Source organism: Fictibacillus arsenicus (assembly GCF_001642935.1).
Lineage (GTDB): Bacteria > Bacillota > Bacilli > Bacillales > Fictibacillaceae > Fictibacillus > Fictibacillus arsenicus_B.
The window spans coordinates 1,742,349-1,766,917 of record NZ_CP016761.1; the positions used below are offsets into that span (position 1 = coordinate 1,742,349).

Genomic DNA, 24,569 nt, shown 5'->3' on the forward strand with positions numbered 1-24,569 from the left:
TAATGTTGACAACAGGAAGGAGGATTAACATGAAAAAAATCTTAATAGCTAATCGTGGAGAAATTGCACTTCGAATTATTCAAACGTGTAAAGAAATGAATATTGAAACAGTTGCCGTTTATTCTGATGCAGACAAAGACCTCCCTTTTGTAAAGGCTGCTGATGTGGCAATACATATTGGGGAATCCCCGGTTGCCAAATCTTATTTACAAAGTGATTCTATCTTAAAAGCCGCTATCGAGCAAAAAGTGGATGCTATTCACCCTGGGTATGGCCTTCTATCTGAAAATGACGAGTTTGCTAAAAAAATTGAAGAAGCAGATATTAAATTTATTGGTCCTTCACCTCAAACCATCGAGTGGATGGGTGACAAGATCATGGCTCGCAAAACGATGCAGCAAGCAGGCGTTCCAATCGTTCCGGGCACTATCGAACCAATCGAGGATGTAGAAGAAGGTGTGAAACTTGCTGAACAGATCGGTTATCCTGTCATGCTTAAAGCAAGCAGCGGCGGCGGCGGAATCGGAATGGTAAAATGCGAAAATAAAGAAGATCTTCATAAGCATTTCGTATCCTCGCAGCAGAGGGCTAAGAACTATTTTGGCTCCGGAAGAATGTTTATTGAAAAATGTATTGAAAACGCAAGACATATTGAAGTTCAGGTAATGGGTGATACACATGGGAATATCGTTCACTTGTACGAACGCGACTGCAGCATTCAGCGTCGAAACCAGAAAGTGGTAGAAGAATCTCCTTCACCTTTTTTAACTGAAAGTCTTCGCTCAAAAATTACAGAAGCTGCGGTGGAAGCAGCAAAAGCTGTAAATTATGTGAATGCAGGAACAGTTGAATTTGTAGTAAGTGAGAACGGTGATTTCTACTTCCTGGAAATGAATACACGTCTTCAAGTTGAGCACCCCGTGACAGAAAGTATTACAGGACTTGATTTAGTAAGATGGCAGATTCAGATCGCACAAGGAGAAACTTTGCCACTGGCTCAAAATGAGATCTTGAGCAAAGGGCATGCGATGGAATTCAGACTGTATGCTGAGGATCCAGTTTCTTTCTTCCCTGCGCCTGGAAAGATTGAAGAATTAGTTTGGCCTGAAATGGATAACGTGAGAATTGATACAGGGTATGAAAGCGGAAATCAGGTCACACCTTTTTATGACCCAATGATTGCGAAGATTATTGTAAGCGATTCCAATCGTGCTGAATGTCTGATTAGCGCAAAGCGTTTCTTTGACAGTATTCAGATTAAAGGGCTCAAAACAAACGTGCCGCTTTTTCAACAGCTATTAGAAGATGAAGGATTTAGAAAAGGGAACTACACAACAGATTTCCTCAGCAAGAGATCAGTAAGCAAACCGTAAACAAAAAGGAGAGAGAACATGAAAGAAATTACAGCATCTATGGCAGGAACAGTATGGCAAGTATTAGTAAGTGAAGGTGATGAAGTAACAGCAGGACAAACCGTTATTATTTTGGAATCTATGAAAATGGAGATTCCGGTTGATGCTGCAGATGCAGGAACAGTAGAAAGCATCAAGTTTGCATCTGGCGATTTTGTAAATGAGGGAGACGTACTCGTTACGTTGAAATAAAAGTTATGCCCACATTCTGAGCGAGCGCTCACTCTCTTGAAGGAGGTACATGATGGTAGCAAAATTAGAAAATCAGCTAAAAGAGAAAATTGAACAGATAGAAGCTGGAGGAGCACAAAAGTATCATGAAAAAAACAGTGCCCAAAACAAAATGTTCGTGCGTGACCGTCTTAAACAATTATTCGATAAAGGTGAATATACAGTAGAAGATGCAAAATTCGCTAACAACCAAGCAGGTGATCTGCCTGCTGATGGTGTTGTTACTGCGATCGGTAAGATGGGTGGAAAAACAGTTTGTGTAATGGCAAATGACTCTACAGTAAAAGCAGGCTCTTGGGGAGCACGTACTGTAGAAAAAATAATCCGTATTCAAGAAACGGCTCAAAAACTTAAAGTGCCGATGCTGTATCTTGTTGACTCAGCGGGAGCAAGAATAACAGATCAGATCGACATGTTTCCAAATCGGCGCGGAGCAGGGAAAATCTTTTATAATCAAGTGAAGATGTCAGGGATGATCCCTCAGATCTGTATTTTATTTGGTCCTTCTGCTGCAGGTGGAGCATACATTCCAGCTTTCTGTGATGTTGTTATCATGGTTGATCAAAATGCTTCCATGTATTTAGGAAGTCCGCGTATGGCTGAAAAAGTTATTGGCGAAAAAGTAACGCTTGAAGAAATGGGCGGAGCAAGAATGCATTGTTCGATAAGCGGATGCGGTGATGTTCTGGCTGCAGATGAGACAGAAGCAATTGAAGAAGCTCGCCGTTATCTTTCTTACTTCCCTAGTAACTATAAAGAAAAAGCACCGGTTTCTGAAGCACTCTCTCCAAAAGCAGGGAGAGAGCTCGAGGAGATTGTTCCAGAAAATCAAAACGTTCCTTTTGATATGTATGAGTTTATCGATGGATTGATTGATGAGGGCAGCTTCTTTGAGATGAAAAAGCTGTTCGCACAAGAAATCGTTACTGGATTTGGACGTATTAACGGAAAGCCGGTTGGTATTATTGCAAATCAGCCTAAAGTAAAAGGCGGAGTATTATTTGTAGATTCAGCAGATAAAGCTGCACGGTTTATCACTCTCTGTGATGCTTTCTCAATTCCGCTTCTTTTCTTATCAGATGTTCCCGGCTTTATGATTGGGACAAAAGTTGAGAGAGCAGGAATTATCCGACACGGAGCAAAACTGATTGCTGCGATGAGCGATGTTACGGTTCCGAAAATTTCTGTAATCGTTCGTAAAGCATACGGTGCTGGTCTTTACGCAATGGCAGGTCCTGCTTTTGAACCAGACTGCTGTTTGGCGCTTCCAACAGCGCAGATTGCTGTCATGGGACCAGAAGCAGCAGTAAATGCTGTTTATTCCAATAAAATTAACGAGATTGAAGATGTGAAAGAGCGAATTCAATTCGTACAGCAAAAACAGCAGGAATATAAAGAACACATTGATATTTACAAGCTTGCATCAGAAATGATCATTGATGATATCGTTTCCCCTTCATCCCTTAGAGATGAACTGAAGAACCGATTTAGTTTCTATGAAAACAAAGAAATGATTTTCAGTGAACGTAAACATCCAGTATATCCTGTATAAAATGCACCCCTCCTTCTGAAGGAGGGGTGTTTTTGTTTTCGCATTGTTGCTCTTGAAAGTGGTTGATTTCCGCTCCAGGTTGCTCGTTTTCCGCGGGGCGTGCGGTGAGCCTCCTCGCGCATTGCCCGTTCAGGAGTCTCACCTTTAACCAAGTACATGTGCTCCTGCGTTTACAAGCGAATTCTGACGAGGTGTGTTCATCGTCGTTATGGTAATTCCTTTTATATGGTAAAATCATACTAAGAAAATTGATGGTAGGGAGGTATTCTATGAAAGTCGGTGTGATTGGCGGGGGCGCAATTGGCTTATTAATCTCTTATTTTCTCAAATTAAACGGGCATGAACCTGTTATATATACACGAACTAATGCACAAGCTGAATTTTTAAATCAAAATGGAATTACATATAGAAATCAATCAAGCAATGAAAAAAACGTTAATGTTCAAGCACGCCAAGTGAAGGAATATTCAGGTGAAGAATCGTACTGCATCATTACGGTGAAACAAACTTCGATCCCGGAATTATTCTTTTTAAAAGATGAAAAATTCCAAGAAGTATCGTACTTGTTTTTGCAGAACGGGATTAGCCATATAAAATTTTTAGAAAATCTTCCGCAAGAGAATCTCTCAGTGGGAGTTGTGGAGCACGGAGCAGTTAAAGAAAGGTTTTCATCTGTTCACCACTTAGGAGAAGGCAGAATTAAAGTGTCATCTTTTAAAGGTGATTCAACATCTGAATGGATTGAAATTCTTCATAGTTTACATTTTCCTGTCACTGCAGAGAACAATTGGGAAGAAGTGCTGTACAAAAAATTAATTATGAATTCCTCCATAAATCCAGTAACTGCAATGCTTAGAATACCGAACGGTCAATTGATCGAAAATAAATATGCTCTTTCAATCATGAAGGAACTTTTTGAAGAAACAATTTTAGTTTTGGATATGACGGATAAACGAGTTGAATTATGGAAGGAATTGTTAGATCTTTGCAGAAATACTTCATTTAACCGTTCTTCTATGCTAAAGAGCGTCGAAAGCGGCCAAATAACTGAAATAGACAGCATTACAGGTGAAATTATAGAGCGTGCAAAGAATAGGAACATACTGGTTCCTTGTTCTATGCATGTGTTTAAAGCTGTTAAAGCATTGGATTGGAGAGGATGAGTAATTGTCTAGTGTTTTTGGTGCTGTTCTTGCTTCATTCATAACGGTACCATTTCTTGTCTTTTTTGTTGTTAATATGAGCATTTATAAAGTAACCAGGAAAAAAAGAAAAGCTTTTAAAATAAGTACGGATGTAACAACCCTTTTTTTATTTCTTTCGATTGAAAGAATGACAGTTGAAATTTGGGGCCAATCTTATTATTGGGTACTAATCATATTGTTTATATCAGGATGTGTATTGTTCACATTACTAATCTGGAAAAATGATCTGGACATGCCACTGGGGAAAATCTTCAGACTGAACTGGCGGCTGCAGTTTTTGCTGCTTACTTTTGGCTATTTTTCACTTATGGCATACGGGATAATCGATCGCATACTTAAGGCTTAGAGCATATCTTTTATAATCAAGGCTGTTTCTTTGCTATACTCTTTAAGGATGTAATTGATATGCAGAAAGGAAGTACATAAATGAGACTGGAGGAAATAAAACTTCAGACATCGCCATTTCTAGAGAAGTACTTGAATGGAGATGAGGATGCTGCCAGTTTTTTTGATTATAAAGAGCCTTTTAACAACAGGGATTTTTTTAAAAGACAGCAGGAGTTAAAGAATTATTCGTTTCCAAGAAATGAACTGACTGAATATTTGTCATCATACAACCAAAAGATCGGTACTTCAGACAAAACACTGAATAACATTCAAAAATTAAAAAGCAGTGATGGATTAGCAGTTGTAGGAGGGCAGCAAGCCGGTCTTCTTACTGGACCGCTACTCGTAATCTATAAATGTATCAGCACAATTCATTTAGCCAAACAAGCAGAAAAAGAGCTTGGGGTTCCAGTTGCTCCTGTATTCTGGATAGCAGGTGAAGATCATGATATGGATGAGATAAACCACGTTATTGTTCCTATGAATGATACTGCTAAGAAAATTTCTTTAAAAGCAGCGTCATCAGTAAAATCTTCTGCTTCATTGTGGCAATGGGATCCAGATGATGTGAAGCCTTGGCTCAAAGATGTTTTTCGTTCGTTTGGAGAAACTGCTTTCACAAATGACTTCCTTGCACAAACTGAACGTTTTCTTTACGAATCAGACTCTATCGTAACCTTTTTTGCAAAACTTCTTTCATGCTGGTTTTCAGAAGAAGGATTAATATTACTGGATTCAGGTGATCCTGAATTCAAAAAGCTTCAATCTAAATATCTTGAAAAGATGATTCGAAACAATCTTGATATCGATCAGGCATTTAAAATGCAAACTAAGAATCTGAACAGTAAGGGATTTGCTGATCCGATTGAAGTTCAGCAAAACAATGCTCATTTGTTTTACACGAAAAATGGGGAGCGTATTCTGTTATTTCGAAATGAACATGGTTTCACTTCTAAGGAAAAAGACTTTACAATTTCTGTAGATGAATTATTGAAAGAAGCTGCACTTTATCCAGAGAAGTTCAGTAATAATGTAGTGACTCGTCCTTTAATGCAGGAATTCCTGCTGCCTGCTTTATCCTTTATAGCAGGTCCAGGAGAAATTTCATACTGGGCATCACTTGGAAAAGTCTTTCGTCATTTTGACCGTAAAATGCCTGTAGTAATGCCAAGACTGTCTATAACACTTGTACCACAAAGGATTAAGGGACTCTTAGATTCTAAGAAACTTAGAGCGGAACAGGTGTTAGTAGAAGGAACTGAAAAGTACAAAAGAGATTGGTTCGATGAGAACAGACCTGTTGAAACGAATGATTCAATAGAGACTGTGAAATCGGATATCGCAAAATCATATTCACAGCTGGTAAAGCTTGCTGAGGAAATAGATCCTAAGCTGCTTCCAGTCGCTGAGCAAAACTTGAACCGTATTTTATCTGAGATTGATTATATGGAACAAAAGATGGAACAGCGTGTCAGGCAAAAAGTAAAAGTTCCGCTTGCTGAATTTGATGAAATTATGCTGGAATTAAAACCAGGCGGTGTATTGCAAGAAAGAGTGTGGAACGTATATCAATATATGAACGAAGAAGGCTCAGATTTAATAAAAGACCTATTAGAATTCCCTTTTTGTTTCAATGAAAAACATAAAATTGTTTTCCTGTAAAAATGAAAAAATATTTTCGAAAAAATCCTGTGAGACAGCAGGATTTTTTTTTTTGTAAACGAATAATACTTGTAGTGGTGAAAAGTGGAGCGTTGTGGTAGATTTAGGGGAGAAAGTGGGGTGATCATATGTTCATGGGAGAGTATCAGCACAGCATCGATGAGAAAGGACGTATGATCATCCCCTCCAAATTTCGTGAAGAACTAGGCACCGAGTTTATTTTGACTCGCGGGTTGGATCAATGTGTATTCGGTTATCCTTTAAGTGAGTGGAAGGTTATTGAGGAAAAATTAAAGAGCCTGCCATTTACTAAAAAGGATGCACGGGCCTTTACCCGTTTTTTCTTTTCTGGAGCTGCAGAATGCCAGCTTGATAAACAGGGAAGAGTGAATATTGCATCTCCGCTCAGAGACTATGCAAAACTAGAAAAGGATTGCGTAGTGATAGGTGTGTCGAATAGAATTGAGATTTGGAGCAAATCAATTTGGGAAGAATACTTCTCAAAATCAGAAGATTCTTTTGGTGAGATTGCAGAGAGTCTTATGGACTTTGATTTATAAACCCTTAAGTTTACAGCAGAAAGGAATTTTCCATTGTTTGACCATATAACCGTTTTAAAACAAGAATCAGTAGATGCATTAAACATTAAACCAGATGGAATTTATGTTGATTGTACGTTGGGTGGGGCAGGCCATAGTGCACTTATACTGTCCCAATTAGAAACCGGTCATTTATATGCTTTTGATCAAGATGACAAAGCTATCGAAAATGCACGGCAGGTGTTGAAAGAATATGAAGGGAAGTTCACGATCGTCCGCAGTAATTTTCGGTACATAAAAGAAGAGCTGAACCGCCTTGGGGTACAAGAAGTAGATGGGATTCTTTTCGATCTTGGGGTTTCATCACCGCAGCTTGACGAAGCTGACAGGGGATTCAGTTATCAGCATGATTCTGAATTAGATATGCGAATGGATCAGACTAGTGAACTTACAGCGAAGCAAATTGTAAATGAATGGTCTTTTAACGACTTGATGAAGATTATTTCTCGATATGGCGAAGAAAAGTTCGCTAAGCAGATCGCAAGAAAAATTGAAGCGGCCAGAGAGAAAAAAGAGATTCAAACAACCGGTGAACTTGTCGAAATAATAAAGGATGCTATACCTGCACCTGCGAGAAGAACAGGTGGTCATCCGGCAAAAAGGACATTTCAAGCCATTCGTATTGCAGTTAATGATGAACTGAACGCCTTTGAAGATGCACTTAAAGACTCCATTGAACTATTGAATATCGGTGGACGTATTGCAGTCATCACGTTTCATTCACTTGAAGATCGTGCGTGTAAAAATATACTAAAAAAAGCCAGTACAGGCCCGGAACTCCCTCCAGGGCTGCCTATCATATCAGAAGAATACAAACCAACTTTAAAACTGATCACACGTAAACCAATTGTGCCAACAGAGAACGAGCTTGAAGAGAATAGAAGATCTCGATCAGCGAAACTAAGAATTGCCGAAAAGCAGAAATAGAGAGGAGAAAAAGTATTGAGTAATTTAGCATATCAAGTTCAAAAACAACAAATACAAACACAAGCACAGCCCCAAAGAAATCCTAGACCCGTCGAACAGCCGTCACGAAAACTTTTTACAAAAGGTGAAGTGATCTTGTGGGGAATGATGGGAGTTGTTTTAATAGCCGGTCTAGTGTGGCTTATTTCACTTTACGCATCTGTATATCAAACTACTGCTAAGGTTGAAACAATCCAAAGAGATATCTCAGCTGAAACTAAGATCGTAGAAGATTATCACCTACAAGTTACAGAATTAAGCAACCCTGAGCGCATCATGAAAATCGCTAAGGAACAAGGATTTATTTTTGATGATAAAAACGTAAAAGTTGTTCAGGACTAAAAAGCAGGTGTTGTTATGAAATTAAAAAGAAAAAATGTAGGAGCAGGTATTCTTATGGTTTTGTTTACCGTGCTCTTTTTTGTATTAACAAGCAAGTTCTTTCTCGTGGCATCTTCTCAATCTGCTGAAGGTGTAGATTTAATCGAATATGGTCAAAGAAAATGGATGAAGAGCGATGTTCTTGATGCGAAGCGCGGCACGATGTTTGACAGGAATGGTGAAGTAGTTGCACAAGATATTCCTTCTTACAGTGTAATTGCAATTCTTGACAAGAATTACCCGAATCATATCAAGGATCCAGAAGATGCTGCTGGAAAATTAGCTAAGGTTATTGATACTGATAAAGAAAAGCTAGTTGAATTGCTAAGCAAGGAAGGCCGTTTTCAGGTTGAGATCCCTTCAGGCCGAAAAGTTTCTTACCGCAAAAAGGAACAGATTGAAGACCTGAAGATTCCTGGAATTGATTTTCTTAGAGAATCCAGACGTTACTATCCTAATCAAACATTTGCCTCTCATGTTATCGGTTATACAGGAAATGGTGAAAAGGGAGTTCAAGCTGGATTGATGGGTCTTGAGAAATCATTGAATAAATATTTGCAGGAAAAGGACGGAAAGATTACATTTCTTGGAGATGCATTCAGCCGTGCTATCCCTGCTAATAAAGAATCGGTTGAGAAACCTAAGCATGGTCAGGATGTCTATTTGACTATCGATGAAAAGATCCAGTTATATTTGGATGAGGCGATGCAGGAAGCGGCTAAAGAATATGAACCAGAAAAGATTACAGGAATTGTTGCAGACCCTAAAACAGGAAGAATCCTAGCGATGAGCAACTATCCAGCTTTTAATCCGAATCAAAAAGATATCAAAAACTACACAAATTTTGCGGTTTCTTATCCTTTTGAACCTGGATCAACCATGAAAATCTTCACATTGGCAGCAGCTATTGAGGAAGGCAAATATAACGGAAACGAACAGTTCCAGTCAGGTTCGTACAAACTTCCGAATATCGGACGCCCGATATATGATCATAACCGCAAGGGCTGGGGAACGATTACTTACAATGAAGGGGTTCAAAACTCTTCTAACGTAGCATTCTCAAAATTAGTACGGGAAAAATTAGGGTACGAGAAATTTAGAAGCTACATCTCTAAATTTGGATTGGATCAAAAAACAAACATTGATCTGCCTAATGAGAAGAACGGTTCTATCCTATATAACTATGAAATTGAAAAAGTAACAACTGCGTTTGGACAAGGTTCCACTATTACACCTATTCAACAGATACAAGCGGCAACTGCGATTGCGAATGGCGGCAAAATGATGCAGCCATATGTGATCGATAAAATTATGAACCCTGAAACAAAAAAGGTGGTCCAAGATAATGAACCTAAAGTGAAAGGGAAGCCGATATCAGAAGCCACTTCCAAGCAAGTCAGGGACATTTTAGAAACGGTTGTAACTGAAGGAACTGGGAAGCCATACATGATTGATGGCTACAGTGTAGCAGGTAAAACTGGGACTGCACAGATTCCGGGAAAAGATGGGAAGTACATTTCAGGATGGGGAGAAAATGTCTTTTCATTTATTGGAATGGCACCTAAAGATGACCCTAAACTACTAGTGTATGTTGCTGTCGAACGTCCAAAGGTTGAATTTCCAGAAATGGGGTCTACACCAACAGCTAATATTTTTACCAGTGTTATGAAAAACAGCCTTCAATATTTAAATATCCAGCCGGAAGCGAAAGAAAAACAGAGTAAGTCGAAAGCGAAAAAAACATACGGTAAGGAATTGGATAATTACACAGGACAATCTGCTAAGGAAGCTAAATCTGAACTTGAAAAGTTAGGTATGCAAGTTTCTGTGATTGGCTCTGGAGATGAGGTTATAAAACAGGAGCCTTATGAAGGAGCTTATGTCATTAAGGGAGAGCGTGTTATTTTACGGACTTCAGGCGATGCCAAAATGCCGGATTTAACAAACTGGTCCTATATGGACATACTTCGCCTGAGCAAGCTTCTGGGACTGAAAGAAACAATCACAGGCAGCGGATTTGCAGTCAAACAAAACGTTAAGGCAGGGAACCCGGTAAAAGAGGGAGATTACCTGGTGGTTCAGCTTGAGGCACCAAAGGAAACTGAACCTGTATCAGAAGAAAATAGTGAAGAGGCAGAACAGAACGGCGAAGGAACGGAGCAGAACAGCGAAGAAGAAACCATAGTAACTGACTAAGTAACAGCTATATGTTCTATGCGCTTGTGTACAAGCATATATTTGAAACGAATCATACAGAGGAGGTATTGTATGTGCGAGTTTCAAATGTAACAGTACGCAGGCGCTTAATTTTTGTTCTTGTATTTGGACTAGCATTCTTTTTTGTTATATCGGTCCGTCTTGGATATGTACAGTTCGTTTTAGGGAATATGCTGACAGATCAAGCTCTGGATTCGTGGAGCCGGAATATTCCTTTTGAACCTAAGCGAGGTAAGATCCTTGATAGAAATGATGTAGTACTTGCTACAAATATCAGTGCTCCGACTGTCTTTGTTGTGCCAAGACAGGTCAAGGAACCAGAAGATACAGCTGAAAAACTTGCAGCAGTTCTGAATATATCAAAAACCGAAGTTTATAAGAGGATTACTAAAAAAGAGTCGATTGTAAGAATTGATAATGGCGGCAGGAAGATCAGTAACAACAAAGCGAAAGAGGTAGAAGCATTAAATCTTTCAGGTGTGTTTGTCGCTGAAGACAGCAAGCGTCATTATCCTTATGGTGCCTATCTCTCTCATGTGCTGGGTTTTGCAGGTATAGACAGTCAGGGCTTAACAGGTCTGGAACTATATTATGATGATCAATTAAACGGTAAAAAAGGACATGTTTCTTTCTTCTCTGATGCCCGCGGCAGAAGAATGCCTTCTTTATCTGATAAATATGAAAAACCTAAAGACGGGTACGATCTGAGACTTACCACTGATTCCAGAGTTCAGACGATCATTGAGCGGGAATTGGATATTGCACAAGCCACATACAATGCAGATGGAGCGATTGCAATCGCTATGAACCCGAACACCGGTGAAATTTTAGGTATGAGTTCAAGACCAGATTTTGATCCTGAAGAATACAAGCGTGTAGCCCCTGAAGTTTATAACCGCAACTTGCCGGTTTGGGCTCAGTATGAACCTGGTTCTACTTTTAAGATTATTACACTTGCAGCCGCTTTAGAAGAAGGTAAAGTGGACCTTGAAAATGACCACTTTCACGATCCAGGTTCGATTGAAGTTGCGGGTAGAAAGCTGAAATGCTGGAAAGCCGGAGGGCATGGCAGTCAGAGCTTTTTAGAAGGTGTTCAAAACTCGTGTAACCCAGGCTTTGTTATTTTAGGGCAGCGATTAGGAAAAGATAAACTGTTCTCATATATAAAAGACTTTGGATTTGGCGAAAAAACGGGGGTTGATCTTGCAGGTGAAGGAAAAGGAATCCTATTCCCGCTTGATCGTGTAGGTCCGTTAGAACTAGCAACAACGGCTTTTGGCCAGGGGGTTTCAGTTACTCCTATTCAGCAGGTTGCAGCCGTTTCTGCGGCCGTAAATGGGGGGTACTTGTACGAACCATATATAGCTAAAGAGTTAGTTGATCCTGTAACGGGTAAAGTAGTCAGTAAGCAAACTCCAAAACTTAAAAGAAAAGTTATTTCTGAAGAAACATCCAAAGAAGTCAGACATGCTTTAGAAAGTGTAGTTGCTCAAGGAACAGGGAAAAATGCATTTGTAGATGGTTACCGTGTTGGCGGTAAAACAGGTACTGCCCAAAAAGCAGAAGGCGGCGTCTATTTAAAAAATAATCATATCGTTTCTTTTATTGGAATGGCACCAGCGAACAACCCTGAGATTGTAGTTTATGTCGCAATCGACAATCCGAAAGAAACATTGCAGTTCGGGGGAATTGTCGCTGCGCCAATCGTTGGAAACATAATTGAAGACAGTCTTTCCGCAATGGGTGTAGAAAAACAAAAAGGGCAGATTGAGAAAGAAAAGACATGGCTTGATGCCCCTGAAGTGGTCGTACCAAATTTAGTAGGGAAGAAAACAAAAGAGCTGACAAATCTATTATACAATTTAAAAATTGAAACATCTGGCAAAGGGAATTACATCGTTCAGCAAGCTCCGCAAGCAGGAGTAAAGCTTCAGGCAGGAAAGACGATCCGTTTATTTTTGGGTGACAAAAAAGATGTGGAAGATTAAAATGGAAGATGTACACATAGCCAAGCGCGTAATCTTGCCTTGGCTTATTTTTCTTAATATGTTGAATTTCTAAGGATGATTAGAGGAGAGGTCAGGATTAATGGAATTAAGAGAATTGCTTACATATTTAGTGAATTATGAAATGGATATTGAAGCCAATCCTGAAATTACCTCTGTTGAAATGGACTCGAGGAAAGCTGGGAAAGGCTGTCTATTTGTATGTATTGAAGGAGTAATATTTGACGGCCATGATTTTGCTGAGACTGCTGCGAAAAATGGTGCAGCAGCTATATTAGCTGAAAAGGATATAGATGTTAACATTCCTGTAATTAAAGTTAAGAACTCTAAAAAGGCTTTGGCTGTTTTGGCAGATGCTTTTTATGGCCATCCCTCACAAAAATTGCATTTAATCGGGATCACTGGAACAAACGGCAAGACAACTACATCTCACCTTATTGAAAAAGTTTTTCGTGATGCAGGCAGAAGTACTGGAATGATCGGTACGATAGAAATGAAAATTAAAGATCAAAGTTTTAAAGTAGCAAATACTACACCTGATTCATTATTTCTTCAAAATGCTTTCTATAGAATGACTCAGGAAAAAGTTGATGCAGCAGTAATGGAAGTATCTTCACATGCTCTTGATCAGGGACGTGTTTGGGGCTGTGATTTTGATATTGCCATCTTTACGAATCTTACACAGGATCACCTCGACTACCATAAAAATATGGAAGAATATCAGTTTGCTAAAAGTCTTCTGTTCTCTCAAATGGGCAATACTTATCATAGAGCAGATCGAAAGGTAGCTGTCCTCAACAACGATGATCCAGCTTCTAAAATATTTGAGAGAGTTACATCTGCACAAGTGATTTCTTACGGGATCGACAATGATAGCGATGTTCGTGCTGCAGACATAACTATTGGCTCGCAAGGAACTTCGTTTACACTGGTTACACCAAAGGGTTCTAGGAAAGTTACACTTAAGCTTATCGGTAAGTTTTCCGTTTATAACGTACTTGCAGCTATTACAGCATGCTTATTATCCGGATTGGAACTTGATCAGATTATTTCATCTCTTGAAGATGTAACTGGCGTTTCAGGCAGATTTGAACCTGTAATAGCAGGGCAGGATTTTACGGTTATTGTTGACTATGCACATACACCTGACAGTTTGGAAAATGTTTTAAGAACGATTAAGGAATTTGCCAAAGGAAGTATCACTGCAATAGTAGGCTGTGGAGGCGACCGTGATAAAACAAAGCGCCCTCTAATGGCAGGTATTGCTGCAGACTTAGCAGACTCAGCTATTTTTACAAGTGATAATCCGCGTACAGAGGACCCGCTTCAGATTCTAAAGGATATGGAAGAGGGAGCAGACGAAGGAAGTTATGTGACGATTCCTGACCGAAAAAAAGCGATTGAATATGCAGTTGAGCGAGCAAAAACAAATGATGTTATACTTATTGCCGGCAAAGGCCACGAGACTTATCAGATAATTGGAAAAGACGTGTTTGATTTCGATGATAGAATCGTTGCACGTGAAGCGATTAAGGCGGTGAAAAAATGAAGCTGGATATAAAGGAACTGGTCGCATTAGCCGACCGGTCATCCGGAAAAAAAGAAAATATTGTATTAGAAAGTGTTTCAAAAGATACGAGACAAAAAACCGAGAACGCTCTTTACCTGCCAATTGCAGGAGAGCGGTTTGATGGGCACGATTTTTTACTCGATGCTATTAAACAAGGGTGCATCGCTGCTGTCTGGCAAGAAGGTAAAGAACTTCCTGCCGGGCTTCCAGAGGATTTCCCTGTACTTTACACAACAGATACAGTAGAGTACCTGCAAAAAATATCTAAGTATTTCCTTAAAAAAGTTAATCCTGTTGTAGTTGCTGTAACAGGGAGCAATGGCAAAACTACTACAAAGGACATGATTGAAAGTGTGTCTTCAACTAATTTCAAAACATTTAAGACACAAGGGAACTATAACAATCATATTGGACTTCCATTAACGATTCTCGCTATGGAGGAAACAACGGAAGTTTTAATACTTGAAATGGGAATGAGCAACTTTGATGAGATTTCCCTTTTAAGCAAAATTGCTGAACCAGATGCTGCTGTTATTACAAACATCGGCGAAAGCCATCTTGAACAGCTTGGCAGCCGTGAAGGTATAGCAAAAGCAAAGCTTGAGATTGCTGATGGGTTAAAACAAGGCGGTCTGCTCATCATTGATGGCGATGAACCGCTTCTTTCACATGTAAAGGGTGAAAATGTTCTTAAAGTCGGTTTTGGAGATTCTTGTACGCTTAAATTATCCAACTTGCAGACTGACGCGCAAGGTGTTTCTTTTACATTGGAAGAAGGTACTTCTGTGTACCGCATCCCTATGCTCGGGCGGCATAATATTAAAAATGCGGCATATGCAATTGCAATCGGGCATTACTTAAATATAGAAGAAAATAAAATCCAAGAAGGACTGGAAAATCTTAAAGTTACTTCAATGAGATTAGAGATGAAAAAGGGCCGAAAAGGTACGCTCCTGATTAACGATGCGTATAATGCGAGTCCAACGAGTATGATTGCTGCACTTTCAACGCTTGCAGAATTAAACGATATCTCCAGAAAAGTCGCAGTACTTGGAGATATGTATGAATTAGGCTCGACCGAAGAAAACATGCACAGAAAAATAGCTGATCATGTTGCTCCTTCAATTAACCATGTGATAACAGTTGGAGAAAAAGGAGCATGGATAGCAGACGAGTTAAAGAAACAAAACCGAAAAGACCTTGACGTAATTCAATGTCTGAAGAAAGAAGAAGCGCAGGAACCGATTGAAAAGCTCTTATCGAAAGACACTGCTATTCTTTTTAAAGCATCGAGAGGGATGGTTCTAGAAACCCTAATCTCTACATTTACAGAGGAAGAACAGGAGTCGAAAAAATGATTGAGCAAGTCTTACTATTTACATTAGTTGCATCCTTTTTAATAGCAGTATTAAGTTCACCTTTTTTTATACCTTTTTTAAGAAGGCTGAAGTTCGGGCAAAGCATTCGTGATGAAGGACCTAAATCTCATCAGAAGAAACAAGGAACACCAACCATGGGTGGGATTGTTATCGTATTAGCCCTTGTGGTCGCTACATATGCGATGACTGCAAAGTTTTTCACCATTACCACTGAAACGCATCTTCTTCTTCTTGTGACATTAGGTTATGCACTCATAGGATTTTTAGATGATTTTATTAAAGTAGTTAAGAAAAGAAACCTTGGATTAACTTCCAAACAAAAGCTTGTTGGACAGCTGATCATTGCGGCTCTCTTTTATTTAGGGTTAAAATTGATCGGTTTTTCAACTGCGGTTAATATCCCAGGAACTGATTTTTCGTTTGACCTTGGGTGGTTTTATCCGGTCTTTGTACTATTTATGTTAATCGGTGCTTCTAACGCAGTAAATCTTACAGACGGCCTTGATGGGCTTCTGGCTGGAACTGCAGCTATCGCATTCGGTGCTTTTGCAGTATTAGCTTCAACGATGCTTCAATTTGAGGCGGCAATCTTCTGTGTGGCAGTTGTTGGTGCGGTTTTAGGATTCTTAGTGTTTAATGCACACCCTGCAAAAGTGTTTATGGGTGATACCGGCTCACTCGCACTAGGCGGTGCTATAAGTGCTGTTGCGATTTTAACGAAGATGGAAATTCTGCTTGTTATCATTGGGGGAGTATTTGTAATCGAAACTCTTTCGGTAATGATCCAGGTAACCTCTTTTAAGCTTACAGGCAAGCGGGTATTTAAAATGAGCCCGCTACACCATCATTATGAACTGTCTGGCTGGAGTGAGTGGCGCATCGTTGTTACTTTCTGGCTTGTTGGACTTGTATTTGCAGCTTTAGGAATTTATTTAGAGGTGTGGGTTTAAATGAAGAACAAAGAGTTTTTTACAGGTAAAAACATTTTAATTGTAGGTTTGGCCAAAAGCGGTTTTGCTGCAGCAAAACTGCTTCATTCTTTTGGAGCACATGTTACAGTAAATGACAGACAGCCAAGAGAAGGGAATGCTGAAGCAGAAATGCTGGAGCAGATCGGAATTTCCGTAGAGTGTGGCGGACATCCATTTAGCCTGCTTGACGATGACATTGATTTTTTAGTGAAGAATCCTGGAATTCCTTACGAGAATCCATTAATAGCTGAAGCTGTAAAACGCAAAATTCCTGTTTATACTGAAGTAGAGATCGCGGGTCTTATTTCTGAAGCATCTATCATTGCCATAACAGGCTCAAATGGGAAAACAACAACCACGACATTAATTGGAGAAATGCTAAAAAACAGCGCTAAAACCCCAGTTGTTGCGGGCAATATAGGCACTGTTTTTTCAGAGGTTGCAGCAAAGTCAACCTCTGACGATATCCTTGTAGCAGAACTATCAAGTTTTCAGCTGATGGGTACAGAAAAATTCAAACCGCAAATCTCTGTCTTTTTGAATCTTTTTGAAGCGCATTTGGACTATCATGGCTCTGTGGATGAGTATGGAAAAGCAAAAGCAAAGATTACTGAGAACCAAGATAAGGACGATTATGTCATCTATAATGCGGATGATGAGCGTGTAACAGAACTTATGAAACATTCAAAAGCCAAGCATATCCCTTTTTCAGTTAAGAGACAGCTGAAAGAAGGAGCTTATATTCAAGAAAGTACTCTGTATTTTCAAGATAGAAAGATCATCGAGCTGAAAGATATCGTACTTCCTGGTGAACACAACTTGTCAAATATTATGGCGGCAGTTGCTGCGTCTATGCTTGCTGGTGCATCAACAGAACAAATTGGAAAAGTGTTAACAACCTTTGCTGGTGTAACTCACCGTCTTCAATATGTATGTGAGGTTGAGGGAAGACGATTTTATAATGATTCAAAAGCTACGAATATATTAGCAACAAAAGCCGCCCTTTCAGCTTTTGAAAAGAATGTTATTCTCTTGGCAGGCGGTCTCGACAGAGGAAACACATTTGATGACCTCATTCCATCATTAAAAAATGTAAAGGTACTTGTCACATTCGGCCAGACTGCAGAAAAAATGGCTGATGCAGGAAGACAAGCAGGAATAGAAACGATAAAACGTGCTGATAATGTGGAAGAAGCTGTTCCCGTGGCATACAGCCATTCAAAAGATGGTGACGTTATATTGCTTTCTCCTGCATGTGCAAGCTGGGATCAATATAAGACTTTTGAACAAAGAGGGGACATGTTTATCAACTCCGTGCATAAACTTAAATAAGGTTTGTACAAATAACAAGAGTTGAGGTGTTTCCCTTTGCCTGCAACGAGATCAACCCCTGATATGATTATGATTGTTGTTACGCTTCTGCTGTTATCCGTCGGAATCATCATGGTCTACAGCGCTAGCGCAGACTTGGGACAGTATAAGATGGATGATTCATTCTTTTTTGTGAAGCGGCAAATGTTATTTGCTGGAGTCGGAATTGCAGCGATGTTCTTTATTATGAATATCAACTATATGACTTGGAGAGTTTGGTCAAAAATTCTTCTTATCATTTGTTTTTTTCTTTTAATCGCTGTCTTAATTCCTGGTGTCGGATTGGTTCGCGGAGGTGCCAGAAGCTGGATCGGCGTCGGAGCATTCTCTATCCAGCCTTCTGAATTTATGAAATTAGCCATGATTGTCTTTTTGGCAAAATATTTATCAGAACACCAAAAGAAGATTACATCTTTAAAAAAAGGATTGCTGCCAACACTTTCTTTAGTGATGGTCGCCTTCGGAATGATTATGCTCCAGCCTGATCTCGGTACAGGCGCAGTTATGGTTGGAACGAGTATTGTTATGCTTTTCGTTGCGGGTGCTCGAATCTCTCATTTTGTTGGAATGGGGCTAATTGGATTGATTGGGCTGGCAGGTTTAATTATTTCAGCTCCATACCGAATTAAACGGATTACCTCCTTTTTAGATCCTTGGAGCGATCCATTAGGAAGCGGTTTTCAGATCATTCAGTCACTGTATGCATTGGGGCCAGGAGGGCTGTTAGGTCTAGGACTGGGACAGAGCAGGCAGAAGTTTGGATATTTGCCAGAACCGCAAACAGATTTTATTTTTGCGATAATTTCTGAGGAACTAGGATTTATCGGTGCTGTTTTTGTTTTAATCCTGTTCAGTTTACTTTTATGGAGAGGTATTAGGATCGCACTTGGAGCACCAGACCTTTTTGGTTCCTTTTTAGCGATCGGCATCATAGGGATGGTCGCTATTCAAGTAATGATCAACATTGGAGTTGTGACAGGGCTAATGCCGGTAACCGGGATTACCCTTCCATTTTTAAGCTATGGAGGTTCTTCTCTTACACTTATGCTTGCCTCGATCGGAGTAATATTGAATATTAGCCGCTACGCTCGTTATTAATACTTGAGTTTCAAAGGGAATTCTCTTATTCTAATCATAGTGAAGATTCAATGGTTACCCTGTCAAAAAAATGGCAGGGTATCTTCTTTTTCTTAAGTGTCTTTTTAAAAGATTGTTGTTTTTGGATATTTTTGCGAGATGCTTCATTGATAAGTTGGTTGGAGCGGAAGGTGCGAGACTCCTGCGGGATCAGCGTGACAGGTGAGACTCCTAACGGCGCAAAGCGCAGAGGAGGCTCGCCGCACGCCCCGCGGAAAGCGAGCATCCTGCAGCGGAAATCAACTACTTCCAATTTTTTTCTTAAGACAACATAGCAATAAACATAATTGTTTTTTCGAATACTACTTTGTTGATGTTTATCAATCGTTTAAACATGGAAAAGAATAATGCATAATATATAAATAGAGTTATGCGCGATGAATGTAGGGGGTTTTTTATAATGATAAACCAAATAGCTGATACGTTAAAAAATGAAGACTTAGGAACTGTATTATTAAATGAACCGTTAAAAAACCACACAACATTAAAAATCGGGGGTCCAGCGGATCTTTATTTCGAACCGAAGAATATTGACGCCCTTAAAAAAGCGGTTGTTTACTTAAAAGAAGCGAATGTTCCGATTCGGGCTATCGGAAGAGGGTCCAATCTCCTCGTTGCAGACGGCGGTATTGAAGGTGCTGTTATCAAAGTAGGGGAGGGGCTGAACCAGTTAAAACAAGATGATAACAAGATTACAGTCGGCGGGGGATACTCTTTAATTCCGCTTGCCACTTTAATGTCCCGAGAAGCTTTTACTGGACTTGAATTTGCTGCCGGTATTCCTGGGTCTGTTGGCGGTGCTGTATTCATGAATGCGGGAGCGCATGGTTCTGATATGTCTCAAATCGTTGAAAAAGCACTTATTCTTTTTCCTGACGGTGAACTGAAATGGCTGAAGAATGAAGAGCTGGGTTTTTCTTATCGTACATCTGTACTTCAAGAAACAGGCGGTATTTGTGTTGAAGCTGTCTTGGTGTTAGAAAAAGGCGATAAGGAAACAATTATGGCTGAACTTAAGAAAAATAAAGATTATAGAAGAAATACACAGCCTTGGAATTTTCCATGCTGTGGAAGTGTATTTCGAAATCCACTTCCTAATTACGCTGGGCAGCTAATTGAATCTTCAGGACTTAAAGGCACGAAGATCGGCGGAGCGCAAATATCAGAAATGCATGCGAATTTCATTGTAAATACCGGTGATGCTAAGGCACAAGACGTTTTGGATCTTATTGGTCATATCCAAAAGACGATTAAAGAAAAGCATGGAATCGACATCGAAACAGAAGTTGAAATCATCGGGCGGAATGAATAACAAAAAATTGGATAAATAGTGCTAAATTGGGACTTATCCGTGCTATAATACAGAGAACAAGAGAAAAATGACCAACGACGTTGTGAAGCGAAGAATCAGTTTCGTTTATTCCTGATAAATCAGCTGTATTTTAAGCCTTTATTTGTAGGGCTTGGCGTCTTTAGCCAAGTTCTTTTATTTGATTCAAACAGTTGGGCATTTGTTTTTTTCTTGTACTATTTGATAAAACGGAGGAAGAGGATGGACAAGGTGAAGGTTGTCAAGATTGAGGACCGAATTCCGAAGCTGAAAGAACATCGTAAACAAAAAGCGAATCGCCGCCTGATATTTTACTTGTCCTTTTTCTTCCTGTTATTAATGGTCGTTGTATATTTTCAATCTGATTTGAGCCATGTAAAAAAAATAACGGTTTCAGGAAACTACTTTGTAACCGATGATGAGATTTTAAAAAAGAGCCGGATTTCAACTAATACAAAATACTTAAACATATCAGAAGACAGCATACAAAAAAGACTCGAAGCGATTTCTGAGATAAGTTCTGTTGCCATCGAAAAGAAATTCTTTAATCATGTGGTGATCACTGTTAAAGAATATCAGCGGGTTGGTTATTTTAAAAAGGACAATACATATTATCCGATGCTGCAAAATGGAAAGATGCTAGAACCCCTTAATAAAAATGAAAGACCTGTAAATGCACCTGTTATTGTCAGCTGGAAAGAACCAGAGCAACTCGAGACGATGGCACAAGAACTTCAAAAACTGCCAGAGGGAATCATACACCGTATTTCGGAAATTACCCATACGCCTGATTTGGACAATCCTAGTAAACTAACATTGTTTATGACAGATGGAAATAAAGTAGTTACTTCAATATCCAAGTTTTCAGAAAGACTATCCGCTTATCCTTCTTTGATAAGCGAAATTAAGCCAGATGAAAAAGGTACATTTTATTTAGGAATAAGTACGAGATTTGAACGATACAACCGAGAAGTTACGGAGGAAAAAAATGAGGAAAATTAAAGGGATGCATCTCTTTTTGTCTCTTATCCTTCTAGTTACCGGTTTCATTTTATCCTTCTCCTACCAAAGAGCTCAAGAAGAGCAAAAAGAAGCTGTTCAAACTGACGAGTGGAAAAAGGAAGATTCTTTACGCAGCCAAATATTAAGTCTTCAAAAAACAAACCGTGAACTGTCAAATGAACTTAAAGGTTTGCAGCAGAGCGTTGAAAAGAAAGAAAACAAATTTGCTGATCAGGAAGAGATCTCTTCTAAACTCGTAGAAGAATTGAAAGAACTGCGAATGGTAGTAGGGAATGTGAAAGTGAAAGGGGAGGGGGTAGAAGTTACACTTCAAGACTCCTCTTATATTCCAGAAGGTGAGAACCCGAATAATTATATTGTCCATGAAGAACATATTAGAAGTGTAATAGATGAGCTTCATGTTTCAGGTGCAGAAGCAATTGCGATCAATGGCCAGAGAATTTCACACGATACTTATATTGCATGTATTGGACCTGTTGTAAGTGTTGATGGTAATCAGTATCCTGCACCATTTGTTATTACAGCCATTGGAAACTCATCCGCACTGGAAAAATCTTTGAATCTATACATTGTAGATAAAATTGTGAATGATGGTGTGGAAGTAAGAGTAGAACAGGAAAGCGCGATCGAGATGGAGCCATTTATAACAGAAGAGGGATGAGTAAGTTGAAAGATAAACAATTTATGTTTGCAACTATTGCCCTCATTATAGGCGGAATGCTGGCGATCCAGTTTGAGACCACAAATAACCCGATCACCAGAGACACACGAGATCTTTGGGAACTAAGAGCTGATCTGGAGAAAGAAAAACAGCGTCAGCAGGAGCTAAATGAGGAACTTCAGCGTTATAGCGAACTTTTGAATAAGTATAAGACTGAAGGAAAAGACGAAAAAATCGAAGCGATGGAAAAAGCTTTGGCAGATTTAAAAAAACAGGCAGGATTAACTACAGTGAGCGGTCAAGGAATCGTAATGACTATCGAACCTTTTAATGACGAGCTAATTGGAGTAGATCGCCCTCTGCCACAGATTGACCCTGATATGCTTAGAAGACTTGTTAATGAATTGAATAGATACGATGCGAAAGAGATCAGTATTGATGGACAGCGCATTGTATCGAAAACACCGATCCGGGAAGTAAATGGTGACATTTACATAAACAACGAGCCTATTTCAACTTTTCCTATAGAAATCAGAGTACTGGCTAAAAATAACGAAAAACTGCATCAAAAAATTATTGCTTCGCTTGCAGTTGAAGAGTTTATAAGGGAAGACTTCCTTGTAGAATCTGCTCCGGCAGCAAAAGTGATTTTGCCAGCATTTGATAAGGAAGTAAAGGTGAAGTTTATGAAACCGGCAAAGGAGGAAACATAAGATGTGGTTACCGGTACTTGGACTCTTGCTAGGTCTATTATTAGGTTTCATGTCTGATATCCGGGTCCCTCCTGAATACTCAAACTATTTATCAATAGCTGTGCTGGCTGCGTTGGATACATTATTTGGAGGTATCCGTGCTCATCTCCAGGGCAGTTTTGAAGATAAAGTGTTCATTACAGGTTTTTTCTTCAATATTTTACTAGCTGCCGGTCTGGCATATCTAGGTGTTCACCTAGGTATTGACCTGTATTTAGCTGCAATTTTTGCATTTGGGGTAAGGCTGTTTAATAATATCGCTGTTATCAGACGACTATTAATCTCGAAATGGTCAGACTCACGTAAAAAGGCCTAAAAAATTTGAAAAAACGGTAAAAAAAAAGAGGGATAACCCGTTGTTTGTGGAATTTATTCCATAAATAAGCGAAAATGAAGGAATTTTGTTCATCTTTAATAGATGAAGGATTTAATGGATGAAAGGTTAGGAGGTGCCACAGAATGAACAGCAATGAAATTTATGTAAGTTTAGACATCGGTACATCCAATATTAAAGTGATCATTGGAGAAATGACCAGTGAATCCTTTAATGTTATTGGTGTTGGCCATGCGAAATCAGCTGGAATCCGAAAAGGTTCCATTGTAGATATTGATGAAACTGTTCGTTCCATAAGAAAAGCCGTTGAACAGGCAGAAAGAATGTTAGGTATCCCTATCAATGCCGTTATTGTAGGTGTGAAAGGAAACCATATTCAGCTTCAGCCTTGTCACGGAGTTGTAGCAGTATCTAGAGAAGATCGAGAAATTGGTGATGAGGATATTGCTAGAGTAATAGAGGCAGCTCAAGTTATGTCAGTGCCTCCTGAAAGAGAAATCATCGATGTTATCCCACGGCAGTTCATTGTTGATGGAACTGATGAAATCATTGATCCAAGAGGAATGCTTGGAGTACGATTGGAAATGGAAGGAACGGTTATTACCGGTTCTAAAACCATCTTACATAACTTACTTCGATGTGTGGAACGAGCAGGTCTTACAGTAGCTGATATTTGTCTAGAACCATTAGCTACATCATCAATTGCTCTTTCACGCGATGAAATGGAGCTTGGAGTGGCACTGATTGATATCGGCGGTGGTTCAACTACGCTTTCCGTTTTCGATCAAGGGACGATGCAACTGACTACAGTTCTTCCGATTGGCGGAGACTTTATTACAAAGGATATATCAATCGGATTAAGAACATCTGCAGAAGATGCAGAAAAAATCAAACTTAAACACGGTCATTCTTTTGTCGATTATGCATCTAAAGATGAAACATTTACCGTGTCTCAGATCGGCTCTTCTCAAGAGCAGGAAATTTCACAATATGAGCTATCATTAATCATCGAGGCGCGTATGGCTGAAATTTTTGAAATGATTGATGATGAATTGCATCAGCGAGGATATTCTGAACTCCCTGGCGGTTTTGTCATCACTGGGGGAGTAGCAGCCATTCCAGGAGTATTGGAATTAGCCCAGGATATATTCCAGCAAAATGTAAGGGTTTCATTGCCTGATTATATCGGTGTAAGAGAACCGAAGTTTACAGCAGGAGTGGGGCTGATTCAATTTACTCACAAAAATATTAAAGTACAGGGAAAAGAAGTTGCTTCTGCATTAGCTGAAGATGCAGGGGAGCCTTTGCCGAAGAAAAAACAGTCCAGCCAGAAGCCGGCACAAGAGAAACAACCCGGCGGAATGAAATCAAAAGTGAAAGACTGGTTTGGTTTATTTTTCGAATAACTTAAGGAACTAGTCAT

General features: G+C 39.5%; 22 protein-coding genes. All 22 read left to right on the top strand.

Annotated features, from left to right (window positions below; translation table 11 throughout):
* Nucleotides 1-29 precede the first annotated feature (29 nt).
* The 22 genes from ABE41_RS09160 (at nt 30) to ftsA (ending at nt 24,552) form a co-directional block, all read left to right on the top strand.
* Nucleotides 30-1,373 carry an acetyl-CoA carboxylase biotin carboxylase subunit gene (locus tag ABE41_RS09160; RefSeq protein ID WP_066289131.1) on the top strand — a complete coding sequence of 448 codons (1,344 nt, stop codon included), beginning with the start codon at nt 30-32 and terminating at the stop codon, nt 1,371-1,373.
* A gap of 18 nt (nt 1,374-1,391) precedes the next feature.
* Nucleotides 1,392-1,604, top strand: a complete 213-nt coding sequence (locus tag ABE41_RS09165) for an acetyl-CoA carboxylase biotin carboxyl carrier protein subunit (RefSeq protein ID WP_066289134.1) — start codon at nt 1,392-1,394, stop codon at nt 1,602-1,604.
* A 49-nt stretch (nt 1,605-1,653) separates the two neighbouring features.
* Complete coding sequence (locus ABE41_RS09170; RefSeq protein ID WP_066289136.1) at nt 1,654-3,195, top strand: acyl-CoA carboxylase subunit beta; 1,542 nt, start codon at nt 1,654-1,656, stop codon at nt 3,193-3,195.
* Nucleotides 3,196-3,464: 269 nt separating this feature from the next.
* The gene (locus tag ABE41_RS09175; RefSeq protein WP_066289139.1) at nt 3,465-4,358 is read left to right on the top strand and encodes a ketopantoate reductase family protein; all 894 of its coding nucleotides are present in this window, start codon (nt 3,465-3,467) and stop codon (nt 4,356-4,358) included.
* A gap of 4 nt (nt 4,359-4,362) precedes the next feature.
* Nucleotides 4,363-4,746: a DUF3397 domain-containing protein gene (locus tag ABE41_RS09180; RefSeq protein WP_066289141.1), complete on the top strand. Its 384-nt coding sequence runs from the start codon at nt 4,363-4,365 to the stop codon at nt 4,744-4,746.
* A gap of 80 nt (nt 4,747-4,826) precedes the next feature.
* Entirely contained in the window at nt 4,827-6,449 is a 1,623-nt protein-coding gene (bshC, locus tag ABE41_RS09185) for a bacillithiol biosynthesis cysteine-adding enzyme BshC (protein ID WP_066289143.1), read from the top strand.
* 128 nt (nt 6,450-6,577) lie between these two features.
* Nucleotides 6,578-7,009 carry a division/cell wall cluster transcriptional repressor MraZ gene (gene mraZ / locus ABE41_RS09190; protein ID WP_066289146.1) on the top strand — a complete coding sequence of 144 codons (432 nt, stop codon included), beginning with the start codon at nt 6,578-6,580 and terminating at the stop codon, nt 7,007-7,009.
* Between the two features lie 33 nt (nt 7,010-7,042).
* On the top strand, nt 7,043-7,975 hold the full coding sequence (rsmH, locus tag ABE41_RS09195; protein WP_066289152.1) for a 16S rRNA (cytosine(1402)-N(4))-methyltransferase RsmH: 933 nt from the start codon (nt 7,043-7,045) through the stop codon (nt 7,973-7,975).
* A 15-nt stretch (nt 7,976-7,990) separates the two neighbouring features.
* Complete coding sequence (gene ftsL / locus ABE41_RS09200) at nt 7,991-8,356, top strand: cell division protein FtsL (protein WP_066289153.1); 366 nt, start codon at nt 7,991-7,993, stop codon at nt 8,354-8,356.
* 15 nt (nt 8,357-8,371) lie between these two features.
* On the top strand, nt 8,372-10,591 hold the full coding sequence (locus ABE41_RS09205) for a penicillin-binding protein (protein ID WP_066289156.1): 2,220 nt from the start codon (nt 8,372-8,374) through the stop codon (nt 10,589-10,591).
* 74 nt (nt 10,592-10,665) lie between these two features.
* The gene (locus tag ABE41_RS09210) at nt 10,666-12,600 is read left to right on the top strand and encodes a stage V sporulation protein D (RefSeq protein WP_066289159.1); all 1,935 of its coding nucleotides are present in this window, start codon (nt 10,666-10,668) and stop codon (nt 12,598-12,600) included.
* Nucleotides 12,601-12,700: 100 nt separating this feature from the next.
* Complete coding sequence (locus ABE41_RS09215; protein WP_066289161.1) at nt 12,701-14,167, top strand: UDP-N-acetylmuramoyl-L-alanyl-D-glutamate--2,6-diaminopimelate ligase; 1,467 nt, start codon at nt 12,701-12,703, stop codon at nt 14,165-14,167.
* Nucleotides 14,164-15,546 carry a UDP-N-acetylmuramoyl-tripeptide--D-alanyl-D-alanine ligase gene (locus tag ABE41_RS09220; protein ID WP_066289164.1) on the top strand — a complete coding sequence of 461 codons (1,383 nt, stop codon included), beginning with the start codon at nt 14,164-14,166 and terminating at the stop codon, nt 15,544-15,546. The genes ABE41_RS09215 and ABE41_RS09220 overlap by 4 nt, the downstream gene beginning before the upstream one ends.
* Nucleotides 15,543-16,517, top strand: a complete 975-nt coding sequence (gene mraY / locus ABE41_RS09225; RefSeq protein ID WP_066289165.1) for a phospho-N-acetylmuramoyl-pentapeptide-transferase — start codon at nt 15,543-15,545, stop codon at nt 16,515-16,517. The genes ABE41_RS09220 and mraY overlap by 4 nt, the downstream gene beginning before the upstream one ends.
* A complete protein-coding gene (murD, locus tag ABE41_RS09230) occupies nt 16,518-17,870 on the top strand; it encodes a UDP-N-acetylmuramoyl-L-alanine--D-glutamate ligase (protein ID WP_066289167.1) in 1,353 nt (450 codons plus the stop codon).
* Between the two features lie 63 nt (nt 17,871-17,933).
* Nucleotides 17,934-19,007 carry a stage V sporulation protein E gene (gene spoVE / locus ABE41_RS09235; protein WP_437435472.1) on the top strand — a complete coding sequence of 358 codons (1,074 nt, stop codon included), beginning with the start codon at nt 17,934-17,936 and terminating at the stop codon, nt 19,005-19,007.
* Nucleotides 19,008-19,449: 442 nt separating this feature from the next.
* A complete protein-coding gene (gene murB / locus ABE41_RS09240; protein WP_437435473.1) occupies nt 19,450-20,358 on the top strand; it encodes a UDP-N-acetylmuramate dehydrogenase in 909 nt (302 codons plus the stop codon).
* Between the two features lie 240 nt (nt 20,359-20,598).
* Nucleotides 20,599-21,378, top strand: a complete 780-nt coding sequence (locus ABE41_RS09245; protein WP_066289173.1) for a cell division protein FtsQ/DivIB — start codon at nt 20,599-20,601, stop codon at nt 21,376-21,378.
* A complete protein-coding gene (locus ABE41_RS09250; RefSeq protein WP_083207750.1) occupies nt 21,365-22,060 on the top strand; it encodes a DUF881 domain-containing protein in 696 nt (231 codons plus the stop codon). The genes ABE41_RS09245 and ABE41_RS09250 overlap by 14 nt, the downstream gene beginning before the upstream one ends.
* A gap of 5 nt (nt 22,061-22,065) precedes the next feature.
* On the top strand, nt 22,066-22,773 hold the full coding sequence (locus ABE41_RS09255) for a DUF881 domain-containing protein (protein ID WP_172827348.1): 708 nt from the start codon (nt 22,066-22,068) through the stop codon (nt 22,771-22,773).
* A 1-nt stretch (nt 22,774) separates the two neighbouring features.
* Nucleotides 22,775-23,128 carry a small basic family protein gene (locus tag ABE41_RS09260; protein ID WP_066289181.1) on the top strand — a complete coding sequence of 118 codons (354 nt, stop codon included), beginning with the start codon at nt 22,775-22,777 and terminating at the stop codon, nt 23,126-23,128.
* A gap of 143 nt (nt 23,129-23,271) precedes the next feature.
* On the top strand, nt 23,272-24,552 hold the full coding sequence (gene ftsA / locus ABE41_RS09265; protein ID WP_066289189.1) for a cell division protein FtsA: 1,281 nt from the start codon (nt 23,272-23,274) through the stop codon (nt 24,550-24,552).
* The last annotated feature ends 17 nt before the right edge of the window (nt 24,553-24,569 follow it).

Bases quoted from the DNA above. Each gene is read 5' to 3' on its own strand.
- ABE41_RS09205 (WP_066289156.1), top strand. From the start codon at position 8,372: ATGAAATTAAAAAGAAAAAATGTAGGAGCAGGTATTCTTATGGTTTTG.
- ABE41_RS09165 (WP_066289134.1), top strand. From the start codon at position 1,392: ATGAAAGAAATTACAGCATCTATGGCAGGAACAGTATGGCAAGTATTA.
- ABE41_RS09215 (WP_066289161.1), top strand. From the start codon at position 12,701: ATGGAATTAAGAGAATTGCTTACATATTTAGTGAATTATGAAATGGAT.
- ABE41_RS09250 (WP_083207750.1), top strand. From the start codon at position 21,365: ATGAGGAAAATTAAAGGGATGCATCTCTTTTTGTCTCTTATCCTTCTA.
- bshC (WP_066289143.1), top strand. From the start codon at position 4,827: ATGAGACTGGAGGAAATAAAACTTCAGACATCGCCATTTCTAGAGAAG.
- murD (WP_066289167.1), top strand. From the start codon at position 16,518: ATGAAGAACAAAGAGTTTTTTACAGGTAAAAACATTTTAATTGTAGGT.
- ABE41_RS09260 (WP_066289181.1), top strand. From the start codon at position 22,775: ATGTGGTTACCGGTACTTGGACTCTTGCTAGGTCTATTATTAGGTTTC.
- spoVE (WP_437435472.1), top strand. From the start codon at position 17,934: ATGATTATGATTGTTGTTACGCTTCTGCTGTTATCCGTCGGAATCATC.
- mraZ (WP_066289146.1), top strand. From the start codon at position 6,578: ATGTTCATGGGAGAGTATCAGCACAGCATCGATGAGAAAGGACGTATG.
- ABE41_RS09220 (WP_066289164.1), top strand. From the start codon at position 14,164: ATGAAGCTGGATATAAAGGAACTGGTCGCATTAGCCGACCGGTCATCC.
- ABE41_RS09170 (WP_066289136.1), top strand. From the start codon at position 1,654: ATGATGGTAGCAAAATTAGAAAATCAGCTAAAAGAGAAAATTGAACAG.
- ftsA (WP_066289189.1), top strand. From the start codon at position 23,272: ATGAACAGCAATGAAATTTATGTAAGTTTAGACATCGGTACATCCAAT.
- ABE41_RS09175 (WP_066289139.1), top strand. From the start codon at position 3,465: ATGAAAGTCGGTGTGATTGGCGGGGGCGCAATTGGCTTATTAATCTCT.
- ABE41_RS09160 (WP_066289131.1), top strand. From the start codon at position 30: ATGAAAAAAATCTTAATAGCTAATCGTGGAGAAATTGCACTTCGAATT.
- mraY (WP_066289165.1), top strand. From the start codon at position 15,543: ATGATTGAGCAAGTCTTACTATTTACATTAGTTGCATCCTTTTTAATA.
- ABE41_RS09245 (WP_066289173.1), top strand. From the start codon at position 20,599: ATGGACAAGGTGAAGGTTGTCAAGATTGAGGACCGAATTCCGAAGCTG.